The sequence below is a fragment of the Vibrio sp. 1F255 genome, assembly GCF_041439145.1.
Classification (GTDB): domain Bacteria; phylum Pseudomonadota; class Gammaproteobacteria; order Enterobacterales; family Vibrionaceae; genus Vibrio; species Vibrio crassostreae_C.
The window spans coordinates 143,960-157,760 of record NZ_JBGONQ010000005.1 but is presented as its reverse complement, the minus strand read 5'-3'; the positions used below and the strand labels follow the sequence as shown (position 1 = coordinate 157,760).

At 43.6% G+C, this 13,801-nt stretch carries 15 protein-coding genes; 4 read left to right on the top strand and 11 right to left on the bottom strand.

Features of this window, described 5'->3' with window-relative positions; translation table 11 throughout:
• Nucleotides 1–58 precede the first annotated feature (58 nt).
• Genes potC through potA form a run of 3 tightly spaced genes read right to left on the bottom strand, consistent with a single transcriptional unit; the run spans nucleotide 59 to nucleotide 2,785 of the window.
• Nucleotides 59–829 (bottom strand): spermidine/putrescine ABC transporter permease PotC, encoded by a 771-nt coding sequence (gene potC / locus ACED41_RS05480; RefSeq protein ID WP_017059629.1) that lies wholly within the window; start codon nucleotides 827–829, stop codon nucleotides 59–61.
• Nucleotides 829–1,686 (bottom strand): spermidine/putrescine ABC transporter permease PotB, encoded by an 858-nt coding sequence (potB, locus tag ACED41_RS05475; protein ID WP_017059630.1) that lies wholly within the window; start codon nucleotides 1,684–1,686, stop codon nucleotides 829–831. Before potB ends, potC begins: the two co-directional genes overlap by 1 nt.
• Entirely contained in the window at nucleotides 1,670–2,785 is a 1,116-nt protein-coding gene (potA, locus tag ACED41_RS05470) for a spermidine/putrescine ABC transporter ATP-binding protein PotA (RefSeq protein ID WP_017059631.1), read from the bottom strand. The genes potB and potA overlap by 17 nt, the downstream gene beginning before the upstream one ends.
• Nucleotides 2,786–3,114: 329 nt before the next feature.
• On the opposite strand from potA, the gene ACED41_RS05465 reads away from it, so the two are divergent.
• The 4 genes from ACED41_RS05465 to ttcA all read left to right on the top strand — a co-directional run bounded on the left by ACED41_RS05465 (nucleotide 3,115) and on the right by ttcA (nucleotide 6,762).
• Nucleotides 3,115–3,930 (top strand): hypothetical protein, encoded by an 816-nt coding sequence (locus ACED41_RS05465; RefSeq protein WP_371724613.1) that lies wholly within the window; start codon nucleotides 3,115–3,117, stop codon nucleotides 3,928–3,930.
• Nucleotides 3,923–4,774, top strand: coding sequence for a glucosaminidase domain-containing protein (locus tag ACED41_RS05460; protein WP_371724612.1), 852 nt, complete (start codon nucleotides 3,923–3,925; stop codon nucleotides 4,772–4,774). Before ACED41_RS05465 ends, ACED41_RS05460 begins: the two co-directional genes overlap by 8 nt.
• A 123-nt stretch (nucleotides 4,775–4,897) precedes the next feature.
• On the top strand, nucleotides 4,898–5,548 hold the full coding sequence (locus tag ACED41_RS05455) for a DUF2987 domain-containing protein (RefSeq protein WP_136974288.1): 651 nt from the start codon (nucleotides 4,898–4,900) through the stop codon (nucleotides 5,546–5,548).
• 320 nt (nucleotides 5,549–5,868) lie between these two features.
• The gene (gene ttcA / locus ACED41_RS05450; protein ID WP_017059635.1) at nucleotides 5,869–6,762 is read left to right on the top strand and encodes a tRNA 2-thiocytidine(32) synthetase TtcA; all 894 of its coding nucleotides are present in this window, start codon (nucleotides 5,869–5,871) and stop codon (nucleotides 6,760–6,762) included.
• Nucleotides 6,763–6,865: 103 nt separating this feature from the next.
• Here ttcA and uspE read toward each other — a convergent pair whose 3' ends face one another.
• The 8 genes from uspE to ACED41_RS05410 form a co-directional block, all read right to left on the bottom strand.
• A complete protein-coding gene (gene uspE / locus ACED41_RS05445) occupies nucleotides 6,866–7,816 on the bottom strand; it encodes a universal stress protein UspE (protein ID WP_371724611.1) in 951 nt (316 codons plus the stop codon).
• A gap of 132 nt (nucleotides 7,817–7,948) precedes the next feature.
• Nucleotides 7,949–8,695 carry an FNR family transcription factor gene (locus tag ACED41_RS05440; protein ID WP_017059637.1) on the bottom strand — a complete coding sequence of 249 codons (747 nt, stop codon included), beginning with the start codon at nucleotides 8,693–8,695 and terminating at the stop codon, nucleotides 7,949–7,951.
• An 86-nt stretch (nucleotides 8,696–8,781) separates the two neighbouring features.
• Nucleotides 8,782–9,456 (bottom strand): sulfite exporter TauE/SafE family protein, encoded by a 675-nt coding sequence (locus ACED41_RS05435; RefSeq protein ID WP_017059638.1) that lies wholly within the window; start codon nucleotides 9,454–9,456, stop codon nucleotides 8,782–8,784.
• On the bottom strand, nucleotides 9,446–9,682 hold the full coding sequence (gene ccoS, locus ACED41_RS05430; RefSeq protein ID WP_017059639.1) for a cbb3-type cytochrome oxidase assembly protein CcoS: 237 nt from the start codon (nucleotides 9,680–9,682) through the stop codon (nucleotides 9,446–9,448). Before ccoS ends, ACED41_RS05435 begins: the two co-directional genes overlap by 11 nt.
• The gene (locus tag ACED41_RS05425; protein WP_029235846.1) at nucleotides 9,682–12,054 is read right to left on the bottom strand and encodes a heavy metal translocating P-type ATPase metal-binding domain-containing protein; all 2,373 of its coding nucleotides are present in this window, start codon (nucleotides 12,052–12,054) and stop codon (nucleotides 9,682–9,684) included. The genes ccoS and ACED41_RS05425 overlap by 1 nt, the downstream gene beginning before the upstream one ends.
• A gap of 5 nt (nucleotides 12,055–12,059) precedes the next feature.
• Entirely contained in the window at nucleotides 12,060–12,539 is a 480-nt protein-coding gene (locus tag ACED41_RS05420) for a FixH family protein (protein WP_017059641.1), read from the bottom strand.
• Between the two features lie 108 nt (nucleotides 12,540–12,647).
• The gene (gene ccoP / locus ACED41_RS05415) at nucleotides 12,648–13,622 is read right to left on the bottom strand and encodes a cytochrome-c oxidase, cbb3-type subunit III (RefSeq protein ID WP_017063857.1); all 975 of its coding nucleotides are present in this window, start codon (nucleotides 13,620–13,622) and stop codon (nucleotides 12,648–12,650) included.
• On the bottom strand, nucleotides 13,622–13,795 hold the full coding sequence (locus ACED41_RS05410) for a CcoQ/FixQ family Cbb3-type cytochrome c oxidase assembly chaperone (RefSeq protein ID WP_004733679.1): 174 nt from the start codon (nucleotides 13,793–13,795) through the stop codon (nucleotides 13,622–13,624). The genes ccoP and ACED41_RS05410 overlap by 1 nt, the downstream gene beginning before the upstream one ends.
• Nucleotides 13,796–13,801 lie beyond the last annotated feature (6 nt).

The following is a 13,801-nucleotide window of genomic DNA, read 5'->3' as shown; positions in this document are numbered from 1 at the left end:
TTGAACTTGAAGTCTCTTAACTTCTTAATCAAGCCAGTCTCTATATAGAGTAGGAGACTTACTTGATTTTTTCTCTCGCTAATGACTGAGAAATGATCACCAGTATTAACGACACCACTAACATCACTGTTGCTAGGGCGTTTACCTCAGGAGAGATACCCACTTTAACCATTGAGTAAATCTTCAGTGGTAAGATTTCATACGTTGGGCCGGTTACGAAAGAGCTAATGATTACATCGTCCAAAGACAGAGTGAAGCTCAATAACCAACCCGCAGCAACCGCTGGCTTAGCAAGAGGCAGAATGATCTGTTTTAGAATCGTCCATTCACTTGCACCTAAGTCTTTTGCGGCTTCTAGCATCTTCACATCAAAGCCATTCAAGCGACTGTATACCGTTACTACAACAAACGGTAGACAGAAGGTAATGTGAGCAGCAAGTAGGGTAAAGAACCCAAGTTGAACACCCATTACCAAGAATAGCGCAAGAAGCGAAATCGCCATTACGATATCTGGAGACATCATTACGATGAACAGCATGCCATTTACGATGCCTTTACCTTTAAATTGGTAACGGAATAGGGCTACTGCTGTAAGGCTCCCGACAATCGTTGCGGCTGTTGCTGAGAACACCGCTACGTTGATCGAGTGCCACGCAGCCTGCATTAGGCTGTCGTTGTTAATAAGCGCGTCATACCATTTAGTGGTGAAGCCACCCCATTTCATACCAAACTTATTGGCATTAAACGAGTTAGCGATCAATACGATAATAGGTAGGTATAGAAAGGCGTATACCAGCGCCATAAAGCTGAACTTAACTGTGCGCCCCATTAGTCTAGCTCCACTTTCTTATTCAATAGCTTACCTGCTCGGTAGTAGGCATACAGCATCACAGCCATTGCCATGGTCAGTGCGATACTCGTCGCTGCACCAAACGGCCAGTCTCGAGCGTTGAGCACTTGGCTCTTAATCACGTTACCAATCAATAGGTTCTTAGCTCCGCCTAATAGGTCAGAGATGTAGAACATACCTAACGCTGGCAGTAGCACTAACAAACAGCCGCCAATAATGCCCGGCATTGTTAGTGGTAGTACCACTTTCAATAGCGTTTGCAGTTTGTTCGCACCTAAATCTTTAGCCGCTTCTAAATACGTATCGTCCAGTTTTTCAATCGCTGAATACAGCGGCAGAATCATAAACGGAAGTAGGATGTACACTAAACCGATCATTACTGCGGTTTCTGAGTACATGATACGTAGCGGTTTATCAATGATATCTAACGCTAACAAGCTTTTGTTCAAGACACCTTGCGTACCCAGTACAATTTTTAATCCGTATGTACGAATCAAAGAGTTCGTCCAGAATGGTACTATCACTAGGAACAACATGATTGGACGCCACTTCGCCGGCATTTTTGCCACGATGTAAGCGAATGGGTAACCAATAATCAAACAAAGTAGGGTTGCGACAATTGCCATATAGAAAGAGTGCATCAACACTTTAAAATACAGCGGGTCAGCCAAACGCACGTAGTTATCGAGAGTGAAGGTCATCTCGATCAAGTTCGCTTCATCACGAGTTAAGAAGCTAGTACCAATGATCATGATGTTTGGAATCATCACGAACAACACTAACCAACCTGTGATTAAAGCAACAATTGCGTTTTGTAAATTAAACTTCTTGCTCATCTTCTAATACCACTTCCCAGCTCTCAACCCAAGTTACTGCAACTTTTTGGCCCAGTGAGTGATCAACATCAGGGTCATCTTCGTTGAAGAATTCGCTAACCATGACACGCATACCAGATTCAAGTTCTACGACTGAATCTAATGTCATGCCTTTATAGGTTCGCTCGACAATGTGGCCAACAATACCGCGTTGCTCTGACTCTTTAATTTCTTCGATTCGAAGATCTTCAGGTCGAAGCAATACTTGCAGTTTTTGACCCGGTGTTACGTCTTTATCGTGATAGATAATGGACTCTTCACCTTCGATTGTCGCAACAATGCGTTTTTCATCTTGACGAGATTTCGCTGTCGCTTCGAATACGTTAATTTCACCAATGAAACGCGCTACAAATAGGTTCTTAGGCTCTTCGTAGATCTCTCTTGGTGTTCCGTCTTGTTCAATCACGCCATCACGCATAACAATAATACGGTCAGACATAGACAGCGCCTCTTCTTGGTCATGCGTTACAAAAATGAACGTGATACCAAGTTGGCGTTGTAATTGTTTCAGCTCGATTTGCATCTGTTTACGTAGTTTGTAATCCAGAGCAGATAGAGATTCATCCAACAAAAGAACTTTAGGCTTATTAACGACAGCACGAGCGATTGCGATACGTTGCTGTTGGCCACCAGATAGCTGGTGTGGCTTTCGTTGTGCCATTTGTTCTAGGCGCACCATTTTCAAAGCATCCATTACACGAGGTTCAATCTCGCTGTTTGGAACTTTCTGCATGCGTAAGCCAAATGCCACATTGTCGAAAACGGTCATATGCGGGAATAGGGCATAGCTTTGGAATACAGTGTTTACATGCCTTTGTTCAGCAGGAACTTGGGTTACGTTTTGTTCAGCTAATAGTATTTGACCACTATCTGCCGTTTCAAAACCCGCAATCATTCTTAGCACGGTTGTTTTACCACAACCTGATGGGCCTAAAATCGTGAGAAACTCACCATGATTTACGTTTAAATCCAGATTGCCGATGACTTCCTTACCATCGAAACTTTTACTGATGCCAGTTAGCTGTACTACTGGCTTTCCTACTGATTTTTTAGCGTTCAACGTCTGTTTTTCTCCACCTTGGTTCTATTTGAGACCTGTTGCTATACACCTTTAAGGCGCGCATCATAATCACCAAAAACGTGAATTCAAAGCATTTTTTACCTTTCGAAGATAAAAAATTTCGCAGGTAAAAGTAAACATCCTTTACCATACTGTTATTTACTGGGTTTACACCCTAACAAGTGTCTAATTATTAACCATCAAGACGCAAAAGCAAGCCTTGTTACAGATTCATATTTTAGTTTGTATCCGACATATGAGTATAATGAAGGTAATTTTTTATCAATAAGTTAGGTGGCTTCGCTTAATCGGCACACCTAGGTATCAATATGAACAACGACATCGAAAAAGATTTTAATTTGGGCGGTAGTATCAACCGTGCACTTTCTGGCGATTATGAGCTCAAAGCAACGGCTGTATTCCAAGAAGCTTGGAAACATACGATAAGTCACTTTCTTTCGTTTTCCCCAGCGATTATTGCTTTGATGTTTGTGCAGCTCGCTATCTTTTATATCGCACTAAAACTACAGCTTGGTGATCCTGCGGTTATCTTGGATGCGGTTATCGACCCAGAGTCGTTCACGCCACAAATCGTTGAATCGATTTTTATTGCGAACTTTAGCTATGAAGTGATCAGCGCGCCTATCTATGCCGGTATCTGTTTAATGGCAATGAGCCACGCCGCTGGCCTACAGACCAAAGTACGCCACATTGGTAAAGGCTTACAGTTTACGATTCCAGTAATTCTTGTGACTCTGTTCAGCCTGATGCTTCAAGGCATCGCAGGTATGATTCTGCCGTTCTTGTCTATCTACTTCTCACTGGCGTTCAGCCATTCGATTCTGCTGATTTGTGATAAGAAAGTGCCGCCAATGCAATCGCTGCTGCTTTCTCTGCGTGCTGTCAACAAAAAAATCTTCACCGTTGCTTCTATCTACCTATTAGTAATGCTGATGTTCATCGTCGCGGCAATGATGTACGGCATTGGCCTTATCTTCGTTTTACCTTTCTTCTTCCACGTGAAAGGGATTCTTTACCGCGAGATGTTTGGCATTAAACTCAAACTGATCGCGTCAGACAGACCAAAGAGCGACGACGACCACAACGGTAGCAACAATAAAGACCCACAGGTATTCGATGCATAACAACTCTAAATTAAGCGCAAGTAAATCACTTGCGCTAAAAGTGACAGCATTAGCCTTAGTTAGCTCGATCTCGTTAGTTGGCCCAATGCTTTACCAACAAGAAGAAGAGCGCAGGCGAGCGGGGCAAAAGGCTCCAGACTCAGAGCAAAACGTTGGTGACTTGACCGTCTCTTCTGATAAGCCAGATTTCGCAGCGATTGAAGATGTAAATAAAAAGAAAGGCACCTTCTTTTCTTATCTTCGCCCAAGTATCAACATCGAAAACAAGCGAATCACCAAAGAACGTGCGTTTCTAACCAAGCTTTCAGAGACGGGGTTGAACAATGTTGACTCTGAAGACGCGTCATACGCAAAGAGACTAGGGAAGCTGTATAGCCTGCCTGTACCTTCATCGGGCTTAGATGACGCTTGGCTGAAAGAAATGTTGAATCGTGTAAACGTGCTACCTGAAGCGCTTGTGTTAACTCAGGCGGCCAATGAATCAGCTTGGGGTACATCTCGTTTCGCCACTAAAGCAAATAACTATTTTGGACACTGGTGTTACACCAAAGGTTGTGGCCTTGTTCCGCTACAACGTAACGAAGGTAGCTCGCATGAAGTCGCAACATTCTCTTCAAGCCAAGAATCCGTACATCGGTATTTCATGAACCTTAATCGTAATCGTGCTTACGCCGATCTAAGAGTGATTCGTGCAAAACTTGATGCGCAAGGTGATGATCTTTTAACAACTGCAACGGCGACAGAGCTCACCAATGGCTTGTTAAAATATTCTGAGCGAGGTTCCGACTATGTGACTGATTTACAAGCTATGATCCGTCACAACGAGGTATACTGGAAAAAGTAACTCATTTTGATACCAACTTGGTTGCCTTCGATAGTCGGCTTATACCAAGTAATATCACAAAAAGAGCAGCTCATTGGCTGCTCTTTCTATTTATAAACGCTCAACTTCGACAAGATTATAATAATGAAAAAGACAGCACTCGCTTTATTAGCCTCATTAAGCCTTGGGGTTTCTCTTCCTGCTACAGCGCAAGAATACATGTTCACGTATTCTAAGCTTTATACTCAGCTGAAAAACAACACCAAAGAAGGGCATGATGATGTCAAAGTTGCGGTCTTCTTTGTTGATCAACAAGCTCAGCAAACCTGTCACATCAGCAAAGCTTGGATGGAAAAAGAAGAGCACTACGAAGAGCTAAAAGTCTCTCCGGCCAATGAACTGCTTCTACCGGTAGATCAAAACCTACGCTCAGCAAACCCTCTTATCTTTGTACAAACTCAAGAACAAGAATGTGCGTATTCTTTGGTCGTGATGACTCAAGAGCCTTTAGTTGGAACTGTTGAAGTTACACAGATAGAAAATCTATTGCCACAGATGCAGGCGATGCTTGAAGACGTCAGCGGCATGTTCTCTGGTTGGTTCACGCCAGATATCCAAGGGTTAACGCTAGAGTTCGCTAATAAGCTGGAAGGCAACATCGAGCTTTCAAATGGTAAGCAACTACCAATCAAAGAAGGGCGAGCGAAATTCACCTTAGAAGAACTTCATGGAAGTGACAGCATCACGTTACCAGAACCAACAGTTCGCGTATTGCCGTACATTCCCGCGCAATAGTTTTTAACGGAATCATTGTTAGTGAAGTAAAAGCTTAGCGGAATCATTCCCCTAAGCTTTTACGACATATCTTAAAGCAGCCTCATCGAATTAGATCAGGCTGCTTTTCTTTATCTGCGATACCAACCGAGAGCATGTGAAACCGCGTTTCTCTACCAGCTAGGGAGCTTATCGAACAATAAAAGCAGAATCTTTCTATTACTCAGCTTGTTTATCCTGCCGTTACTATTTCAACATTAAATAAAAATCCGTATAATCCACGCCCTAAAACAGTCCCACTAGCAATCTACAGTCGGTAATACGACGGTGTGAGAGTCGCAATGAACCAAAACGATAATAGAAAAGAAACACTTGAATTCAACAAACTTCAGAAACGTCTGAGAAGAAATGTTGGAAATGCCATCATCGACTACAACATGATCGAAGAGAATGACGTAGTAATGGCATGTATTAGTGGCGGTAAAGATTCATTTGCGATGCTAGATATTTTACTACGTTTACGTGAAGCAGCACCGATCAAATTTGATGTTGTGGCAGTAAACCTAGATCAAAAACAACCTGGGTTCCCTGAACACATTCTTCCTGAGTACTTTGAAACGCTGAACATTCCTTACTACATCGTAGATAAAGACACGTATTCAGTGGTTAAAGAGAAAGTGCCAGAAGGTAAAACAACGTGTGGCCTATGTTCTCGTCTTCGTCGTGGTACTTTGTACTCATTCGCAGAGAAGATTGGTGCAACTAAGATCGCTCTGGGTCACCACCTAGACGACATCGTTGAGACCATGTTCCTAAACATGTTCCACGGTGCGCGCTTAAAGGCTATGCCACCAAAGCTTCGTTCAGATGATGGTCGTAACGTTGTTATTCGTCCACTGACTTACTGTCGTGAAACGGACCTAATCAAATACGCAGAACATAAAGAGTTCCCAATCATTCCTTGTAACCTATGTGGCTCTCAAGAGAATCTACAGCGTCAGAACATTAAAGCGATGCTAATTGATTGGGATAAGAAAACGCCAGGTCGTGTTGAGAAGATCTTCAAGTCAATCCAGAACGTAAGTCCAAGCCAACTGGCTGACCGCGAGCTGTTTGACTTCGTGAACCTTCCACTAGACCGTAGTGAAGACCGCAAAGCGTACGAATTCGAAGAAGCTGAAATTTCATCTTCTAACATCGATGAGTCAATGTTCATCGACGTAACGAACGTATAATAAGAATAATCGTTGTAGAGCAATAGATGCGCCTACAACAGACAAACAAAAACGCCTCAAGCAATGCTTGAGGCGTTTTTTTATAAGTTAAACTATCCCTGACCTAACCTTTCGAAAGGTTAGGGTCTAGTGGGCTGACGTAACCAGACGGTTTAAGAGCCAACACATCACAGTTAATCTTATCGATAACATGTTCCGCGGTATTACCAATAAACACGGCAGACAAGCCAGTACGACCCGTTGTACCCAGAATCACCATCGCAGCGTTATTTTCAGAAGCGACGCGAGGAATAACATCTTCTGGCAAGCCTTGTTCAACCACAGTTTGTTCTTCACACATACCGTGCTTCTGGCGCAATGCTTTCATTGCCGTTAAGTGATGGCCACGAACCGCATCGGTATAAGACGTTGGATCAAACTCTGGCAGTTCAATGGTAATATTCGCAGGTGTCACAGGGTAGGCATTCACCAAGAACGGTTCCGCATCCAAACGACCGGTGATCTCTAGCAATCTGTCGACCATCGTATCGTTAAGCTCTAAATGAGCTTCTGTTTCAGAACCTACATGAACTGAAGCAAAAATCTTCGCGCGATCTGGCCAGAAATCGTTTTTAACCAATAGCACTGGGCTAGGGCACTTTCTCAACAGATGCCAATCGGTTGGAGTGAAGATGACAGATTCCAAAGTATCGTGTTTACGCGTACCTTTGATTAAGATGTTGTGCTCACCACTGTAAACTTCGGCAATGATCGCTTCGTATGGGCGGTTATGCCAAACCACTTGTACATTAAATTCAATAGAATCATCTAGGTAAGGTTCTGCGACTTTATTCATCCAAATTTCGCGTTGATGAATTACGCCTTTGCGCATTGCGTCTCTTTCATCGATAGAGAGCATAGATGTCATTTCATACGAGAAGTCGTATATCGACAAAAAGAAAGTGATGTGGCTTGTTGAGGTGCTTTTCTTAGCAAGTTGGATAGCACGAAATAGAGCAGGCTGCTCATCGTGATTAATGTCTGCGACAACTAAAATTTTGTTATAGATACTCATAACTAAGCCTACTTTTCAGACCGAACATATAAATAATGTAGCGTAGTTATGGAGAGATTAAGAGAAATATAAGAGGTTTTAAGGGAGAAACATGATGCAGCTCATTATTGAACTACATCATTGATATCTAGACTATTCTTTTGAAACGCCAGCAAGTTCCATCAACGCATCGTGATCTTCGATAGTGATATATTTGCCTTTAACGCTCAAGATGTCTGCTTTTTGGAAGCGACCTAGAAGACGGCTGATTGTTTCAACAGTCAAACCAAGGTAGTTACCAATATCGCCACGAGTCATCGTTAGGCGGAACTCACGCGGGCTGAAGCCACGTTGAGAGAAGCGAGTCGAAAGGTTGTAAAGGAATGCAGCAAGACGCTCTTCCGCGTTCTTCTTAGAAAGAAGCAGAATCATTTCTTGGTCACCTTTAATCTCGTTACTCATCAGGCGCATAATTTGCTGACGCAATTTAGGCATTTTTCCTGATAGGTCATCAAGAATCTCATATGGGATTTCACATACCATAGAAGTTTCTAGCGCTTGTGCGAAACTAGGGTGTTGGTCACCAGTAATCGCATCGAAGCCAACAAGATCGCCCGCTAGGTGGAATGCAGTAATCTGCTCATCACCTTGCTCGGTAATCGTGTAGCTCTTGATCGTTCCAGAGCGAATAGCATATAGAGATTTAAGCTCGTCACCGGCTTTAAATAACTCTTGGCCTTTTTGAATAGGCTTTTTTCTCTCAATGATCTGATCAAGTTGATCGAGTTCAGATTCATTCAAAGTAAACGGAATACAGAGCTGGCTAATACTACAATCCTGGCAATGGATCGCACAGCCACCAGACTGAACACGTTTCGTCACAGGCTTTTCAGAAATCATAACAATCTTTCACTATTTGATATACGTCAATATTTTAGCATTCCTTTATCCAGTTGGGTAGTAAAAAAACCGGATTTAAAGATTACCTATACGGTATAAATAATGAGCTGCAATGCCATATATCCGGTATAGAAACCGTAAAGGAGGATTAAAATTGCGCCTAATTGGCGAAATAAGTCAGCTTGTTGCAGTTTTTTGAGGAAATTAGCGCCCATGCCTACTGTGAGCATCGCTGGAAGCGTACCTAAACCGAAAGCAAGCATGATACCGGCACCGTTGTACCAACTTCCTGATACAGCCGCCCACGTAAGCATTGAGTAAACTAAGCCACATGGTAGCCAACCCCAAATAAAGCCAAACGGCAAAGCATGGCTAGGGTGCTTCAAGGGTAGAAATGATTTACCTAAAGGAGAGATATAGCGCCATAGTTTCTGCCCGACTTTTTCAAAGAACAACAAGCCGAACCACCATTTACCGATATACAAACCTAAGACGATCATAAAGCCAGCTGCAAATAATCGCAGCCAACCTAGCAGAGCGTTAAAATCGCTTAGCTGACCTATCGAAGAGATTGCACCGCCAATCACACCACCAATCACGGCATAACTTAGCAAGCGCCCTAGGTTATAAAGTAGGGGAATAACAGGGGAAGGTTTACTGTTGCCAATCGAAAGAAGCGACGCAATACCACCACACATTCCCATGCAATGGCCTGCGCCGATCAATCCAACAACAAAGGCTCCGATCCAATCAGGCGTCATCGTTCTTTTTGTCTACGTTAGTTTGGCTTTCGCTGTTAGCTTTCTCATTCTTGACAGGTTTACTATCAGAATGGTTGTGAGCCTTTTCGTCTTCATCAAACAGTATATTGTGACCTTGACGTTCTAGGTCTTCAAACTGTTCGCTCTTCACCGCCCATAGAAAAATACCAACAGCGATGCACACCAGTACAATCGCAATGGGGATCAGGATGTATAAACTTTCCATTATTTACCTTGCTCTTTTAAAAGCCTTAACGAGTTAGACACAACAATAATAGAGCTGGCAGACATGCCCACAACGGCAATGTATGGAGCAACCAAACCCGCGACAGCCAATGGAAGGATAAGTAAGTTATATCCTAATGACCAAGCTAGGTTTTCACGAATTATCTTACGTGTTTTTAACGCCAAAGTACGCGACTTAAGTAATCTATCGAGCTTATCACCCAGTAACACCATATCCGCAGAAGCTTTCGCCACGTCTGTACCGCCGCCCATAGCTACAGAAAGGTGGGCACCTGCAAGAATAGGGGCATCGTTAATGCCATCGCCAACCATCATGGTAATGTCACTTGCATCTCGAGAGTTCAGGTAAGCAAGTTTATCTTCAGGTTTCGCGTTAGCAACAATATCAGTAATACCAATCTCTTCAGCAACAGGCTTCGCGTTAATCAAAGAATCGCCAGTAAGCAGAGTTGTTTTGATGCCCGCTTCTTTAAATTGCTTAATAAACTCGATGCTTTCTTTACGGATTGGATCTTCATAAGTAAATGTAGCGATATGACGACCCGCCATCGACAAGTAAATGCCGTTGCTTTCCGATGGTTGAGCTTCACCTAGAATGAATTCACTACTACCAATCGCAACTTCTTGGCCATTCCACTCACCAGTGATACCTGAACCAATCACGTTATTAACTGACTCTACTTCGATCTCATCAGAAAGATGAGTCTTGAACGCTTTAGCGATAGGGTGGTTAGCGTGTTGTTCCAGGCTCGCCGCTACTTTGAGACAAGTGTCTTTATCAAGTTCAGCGAAGGTTTCAACTTGGCTGATACGAATATCACCCTCAGTCAATGTACCTGTTTTATCGATGATCAAGTGATTCACTTTGCACAAGGTTTCGAATACGTGGCCTTTGCGCAGCAAAATACCGAAGTTACCCATGCGAGACGTTGAACAAGTAATCGCCGTCGGTGTTGCCAGTGACAGAGCACAAGGACACGTTGCTACCAATACCGAAAGCATGATCCAGAAAGCGTCTTCTGGTCGTGTTTGGTGCCAGTAAAACCAAGTACCGAATGAGATGATTAAGATCACCGCAACAAAGTATCGAGCCACAACATCAGCAATTTCTGCAATGCGGGGTTTAGACAATTGCGCTTCGTCTTGCAGGCGAACGATATTGGAAATAACCGAATCCGCTTTTGACGTCATTACTTCCAATTCAAATGATTCATCACCATTCAATGTACCAGCAAAGACGGTATCGCCTTCGTTTTTGACCACATGGATAGATTCGCCAGTCAGCATCGATTCATCGATATGAACTCTGCCAGACAATACTTTGCCATCGGCAGGAATGTGCTCACCCGGTAGAACGCGAATTTGGTCGCCAACTTTTAAGGTTTTGACTGGAACTTGTTCGCCATCTAACGTTGTTGCCATAGCAGGAACGAGCTTAAGCAGGTTACCACTAGCAGCGGCGGCTTTACGACGAGCGCGCATTTCAAGGAAACGACCAAGCAGTAGGAAGAAGGTAAACATCGAGATAGATTCGAAGAATACTTCACCTTTCTCTGTCACCGTTGCGACCAAACTTGCAACGTAGGCAAACAAAAGAGCGATCGACACAGGTACATCCATACCCAATGTTCGACCTTTGAGGCTACGCCACGCGTTGATATAGAAAGGCAATGCAGAGTAGAGCAGAACCGGTGTTGCAAAGATTAAGCTCACCCAACGGAAGTAGCTTTTGAATTCGGGCTCAAGGTTACCGAAGACTTCAAGATACAACGCCACAGCCAGCATCATGACCTGCATGGTTGCTAAACCAGCAATACCAAGACGATAGAGATAATTCTTCATCGATCGATGATAGGCGGCTTCTTGTTGATCAGCCTCAAAAGGTGCGGCTTTGTAGCCTAAGGTATGGATTGCAGACAACAGCTCGCTCAGTTTCGTCTGAGTGTTGTCCCAACTGAGCAGGGCGCGGTTAGTCGTGGTATTAACACGAATACTAACAACCCCTAACTTTGAAGAGACTTGCTTTTCAATAAGCCAAGCACAAGCAGCACAAGAGACACCTTCTAGTGACAATGTCACTTCAGAGGTATTTTCAGAGTTACGGACGAACTCCAATTGAACATCTTCGTTGTCGTAATGACTGAGTGCCAGAAGTTGCTCTGGCACGAGATCCGCTTTTTCAGCTGGAGCGGTACGATATTGGTAGTAAGAGACCAGACCGCTATCAACGATTGTCTGGGCTACGGTTTCGCAACCCGGACAACACATAGGTCGCACCGATCCTAAGATTTCTACTTTAAAATCCGTTTCCGCTGGTACATCTTCACCGCAGTGATAACAGGATTCACACATAAGATTTAGTTCGTTAGTTGAGTAGGAGTATCAATAGGGAAGTTCATGCGACCTTGCACTAACCATTCAGAATCATGCGGAGAAAGCTCGATAAACCATGGACCTTGCATTTCATGATCCAGAGTCAACGTGTAGTTGCCTCTCGCATCAGCGGTCAGTAGCTGAGTAAAATCACGGTCAGGCAGCGTTCGGTGCACGAACATTGCGCTAATAGCAGGGAAGTGGTCTAGTTTGCCTTTGTCGAGAGTAATGATAACTGAGTTACCTTTCTCGCTAACTGAAGCTGATAAGCCAAGCTCTTTAGCAACATTTACTTTCGAAATGTCGACATTAATACCTTTACCTTTTTTATAGTAATCTTCAGTGACAACGTTAACTGAATGGTTGGTAAGTATCGCGACTCGAACCAATGTTAGCATAGAAACGCCAACGGTTAGGAAGATCAAAAACCACGGCCAAAACTGCTTATACCAAGGTTGTTCCATATTATTATTCTCAATATATACAATGAAATAAAACTAATTTTTACAAACACTTAAGGTTATAACTGTAAAAGAAAGACAGCCCCTTAAGAAGGGGCTGTTATTATTATGTTACTCTTTATCTGAGTTGCTGAGGCTCCAGACGTAGGCAGAGACGAGCTGAACCTTATCCTCACCAAGGATGTCCTTCCAAGCCGGCATTACACCAGAACGTCCGTACATGACTGTTTCCGTCACATCAGCGCGAGAATCGCCAAATAGCCAGTCGCGGTCAGTCAAGTCAGGTGCGCCAACAGCAGGGTTACCCTTACCATCAGTACCGTGACAGGCTGCACACACTACAAAGCGCGCTTTACCAGCCTCTGCTTCACGTGCGTTTACGCTACGACCAGAAAGGCTAAGCGTGTAGCTAACTACTTCTTTTACGCCTTCTTCGCCAAGAGCGTCTTTCCAACCTGGCATTTGACCGACACGACCATGCATGATGGTAGTAACGATAGCTTGTGGTTCACCACCATATAGCCATGCGTCATCAGTTAGGTTCGGGAAACCTTTCTGACCACGTGCATCAGAGCCGTGACACTGAGAACAGTTTTGTAGGAACAAACGTTGGCCCACTTTGATTGCATCGGCATCTGATGCAATGTCAGGGACAGAACGTAGACCGTTTTCGTCGTGAGCTAGCTTTCTGAAAGCTTCACCAAAGTAGGTGTCAGCATCATCAAGTTCTTTCGCGTATGCGTCTAACTGTTTGTTTGCTTGCGCAGCAGCGATTGCAGAGCGAGACTCTTCTACGCTACGAACTGTTTGGTTTGAACTCGTCCAACCTAGTAGACCTTTAAAGTTGCCAAGGCCTGGGTATAGAGCTAGATAAACAGCTGCAAACACAATTGTGCTAACGAAAAGGTATGTCCACCATTTAGGTAGCGGGTTATTAAGCTCACGAATACCATCGTATTCATGGCCCATATCCTGACCTTCTTCTACACCTGTTTTATCGTTGGAACACCAACGAAGTAAGGCTGCACAGCCAATCAATGTACCGATTGTGATTACTGTTACCCAAATACTCCAGAATGTACTCATTACTTCGTCACTCCTTGATTTTTATCTTTCGCAGGTGCTTCATCAGCGAACACTAGGTTTGCATCTTCGTCGAAGCGCGACTTACGATTTTTACCGAAAGCCCACCAAACGATGCCGATGAAACAAGCAAAAACAGTAACAGTCCAAACACTTTGAAATGTAATAATGTCCATAATTAT

Bases quoted from the DNA above. Each gene is read 5' to 3' on its own strand.
- ACED41_RS05440 (WP_017059637.1), bottom strand. From the start codon at position 8,695: ATGATTTCTGAAAAGCCTGTGACGAAACGTGTTCAGTCTGGTGGCTGT.
- potB (WP_017059630.1), bottom strand. From the start codon at position 1,686: ATGAGCAAGAAGTTTAATTTACAAAACGCAATTGTTGCTTTAATCACA.
- ACED41_RS05410 (WP_004733679.1), bottom strand. From the start codon at position 13,795: ATGGACATTATTACATTTCAAAGTGTTTGGACTGTTACTGTTTTTGCT.
- ACED41_RS05455 (WP_136974288.1), top strand. From the start codon at position 4,898: ATGAAAAAGACAGCACTCGCTTTATTAGCCTCATTAAGCCTTGGGGTT.
- ttcA (WP_017059635.1), top strand. From the start codon at position 5,869: ATGAACCAAAACGATAATAGAAAAGAAACACTTGAATTCAACAAACTT.
- ACED41_RS05425 (WP_029235846.1), bottom strand. From the start codon at position 12,054: ATGTGTGAATCCTGTTATCACTGCGGTGAAGATGTACCAGCGGAAACG.
- uspE (WP_371724611.1), bottom strand. From the start codon at position 7,816: ATGAGTATCTATAACAAAATTTTAGTTGTCGCAGACATTAATCACGAT.
- ccoP (WP_017063857.1), bottom strand. From the start codon at position 13,622: ATGAGTACATTCTGGAGTATTTGGGTAACAGTAATCACAATCGGTACA.
- ACED41_RS05460 (WP_371724612.1), top strand. From the start codon at position 3,923: ATGCATAACAACTCTAAATTAAGCGCAAGTAAATCACTTGCGCTAAAA.
- ACED41_RS05420 (WP_017059641.1), bottom strand. From the start codon at position 12,539: ATGGAACAACCTTGGTATAAGCAGTTTTGGCCGTGGTTTTTGATCTTC.
- potC (WP_017059629.1), bottom strand. From the start codon at position 829: ATGGGGCGCACAGTTAAGTTCAGCTTTATGGCGCTGGTATACGCCTTT.
- ACED41_RS05435 (WP_017059638.1), bottom strand. From the start codon at position 9,456: ATGACGCCTGATTGGATCGGAGCCTTTGTTGTTGGATTGATCGGCGCA.
- ACED41_RS05465 (WP_371724613.1), top strand. From the start codon at position 3,115: ATGAACAACGACATCGAAAAAGATTTTAATTTGGGCGGTAGTATCAAC.
- ccoS (WP_017059639.1), bottom strand. From the start codon at position 9,682: ATGGAAAGTTTATACATCCTGATCCCCATTGCGATTGTACTGGTGTGC.